Raw genomic sequence first — 2,128 nt, 5'->3', positions numbered from 1 at the left:
CGGCGGGTACTGGCGTGCGGTCCGCACGCCGGCCGGTCCCGGCGCGCTGCGGCTGCGGCCCTGCTTCGACGTGGTCGAGGCGGCGGCGTGGGGTCCGGGCGCGGAGTGGCTGCTCGACGCGGTGCCGGAGATGCTGGGCGCGGACGACGACCCGTCCGGGTTCGAGCCGCGCCACGACGTGCTGCGCGAGGTGGCGCGCCGCAGGCCGGGCCTGCGCATCGGCCGGACGAACCGGGTGTTCGAGGCGCTCGTCCCGGCCGTCCTGGAGCAGAAGGTGCTGAGCAACGAGGCGTGGCGCGCCTGGCGCTACCTGCTGCGGCGGTTCGGCGAGCCCGCCCCGGCGCCGCGGGACGTCGTCACCGACCGGGGGCGCGCGCTGGACCTGCGGGTTCCGCCGGCGCCGGAGACCTGGGCGATGATCCCGTCCTGGGAGTGGCACCGGTCCGGGATCGAGGCGGTCCGCGCGCGGACGGTCATCGGCGCGGCGCGGGTCGCGTCCCGGCTGGAACGCGGCTTCGGCGACGGCGGGGAGGTCGCGGCCGAGTCCCGGCTCCGCTCACTCCCCGGCGTCGGGGTGTGGACGGCGGCCGAGACCCGGCAGCGGGCGGTCGGCGATCCGGACGCGGTCTCGGTGGGCGACTACAACCTGCCCGGCCTGGTGGGCTGGGCGCTCACCGGGAGCAGGACCGACGACGCGGGGATGCTGGAGCTGCTGGAGCCGTACCGGGGGCACCGGCACCGGGTCATACGCCTGCTGGAACTGAGCGGCGCGCGTCCGCCGCGGCGCGGCGCGAGGCTCGCGGTCCGTGACTACCGGAGCTTCTGACCGGGGCCGCCGGGGCGTCCGGGGCGGTGCGGCGCCGCAGCCAGAAGTTGCCGCGGGCCCAGTCGAGGCCGTCCCGGGAGTCGCGGCCGAACAGCGGGCCGAGGACGGCGAGGGCGATGATGGCGAGGATGACGAACATCTGAGAAGTCCTTCCGCATCGTGCTCATGAGCCCTGGCCTGGGCTCGGACTTCCCGCGCGGGGTGCGGTTCGGGGGGACTGTCCTGAGGGGGACCCCTGGGGTCCTCCCAGAACCCCCGGGGGTCCTCCCGGCCGCACTTACAGTTTGACGCCGTCCATTGTTCAGGTCCAGCGACAGTTCCTTCAGCGTTCGTGTAAGAATCTCTTCACCATGTTGGATCTTGGGAGAGTGCGGATGCTGCGCGAGCTGCAGCAGCGCGGCACCGCGGGCGCGGTCGCCGAGGCGCTCGGGTACAGCCCCTCGGCGGTCTCGCAGCAGCTCGCGCAGCTCCAGCGCGAGGTCGGCGTGCCGCTGGTGGAGAAGGTCGGCCGGCGGCTGCGGCTGACCCCGGCGGGCGAGGTGCTGGCCGCCCGCGCGCAGACCCTGCTGGACGAGGCGCGCCGGGCCGAGGAGGCGGCGCTCGCCGCGTCCGGCCGGGTCGCCGGGACGGTCCGGGTCGTGGCGTTCCAGACCGCGCTGCTGCATGTGCTGGCGCCCGTGCTGCCGGTGCTCGCCGCCGAGTACCCCGAGCTCACCGTGGACGTCCTGGACGAGGACTACGTCCAGGTGCTGCGGGCGGTCGAGCTGCAGGAGATCGACGTGGCGATCACCGACGAGTACCCGCGGCTGCCGCGGGCGCGCCGTCCCGGGCTGGTCGCCGAGGAGCTGCTGAGCGAGTCGATGTGGGTCTCGCTGCCCGCCGCGCACCCGCTCGCGGTCTCCGGCGCGCCGGTCCGGCTGGAGGCGCTGGCGGGGGAGCGGTGGGTGACCGGCCACGCCGGCACCAACCACGCCGACCTGCTCGAACGCGCCTGCGTGGACCTCGCTGGCTTCCGTCCGGACGTCCGCTACCGCACCAACGACATCCTGGTCATGTTCGCGATGGTCGCGCACGGCGGCGCGGTGAGCATCATGCCCGACCTGGCCTTCGCCGACCAGGAGCCCGGCATCGTCACCCGGCCGCTCGCCGGCGAGCCGCTGCGCCGCCGCATGGTGCTGTGGACGCGCGCGGGCGCGGACGTCCGGCCCTCGGTCGCGGCGTTGCTGGAGGCGCTGCGCGCCTCGGCGGGCGAGCTGACCGAACGCCGCCCGACCCTGGAGCGCGGCCCCCGCGTGCCCGGCG

2 protein-coding genes are annotated in these 2,128 nt (G+C 75.7%); both read left to right on the top strand.

What is annotated here, in order from left to right; genetic code table 11:
* On the top strand, positions 1-826 hold an 826-nt coding region (locus tag AB0J52_RS37510; RefSeq protein ID WP_500187712.1), incomplete at its 5' end, for a DNA-3-methyladenine glycosylase family protein.
* 374 nt (positions 827-1,200) lie between these two features.
* Positions 1,201-2,128 (top strand): LysR family transcriptional regulator (locus tag AB0J52_RS37505; RefSeq protein WP_500187711.1); only part of this gene is annotated, 928 nt, incomplete at its 3' end.

The organism is Spirillospora sp. NPDC049652, assembly GCF_040675125.1.
GTDB lineage: Bacteria > Actinomycetota > Actinomycetes > Streptosporangiales > Streptosporangiaceae > Spirillospora.
This window is presented reverse-complemented; position numbering and strand designations above follow the sequence as displayed.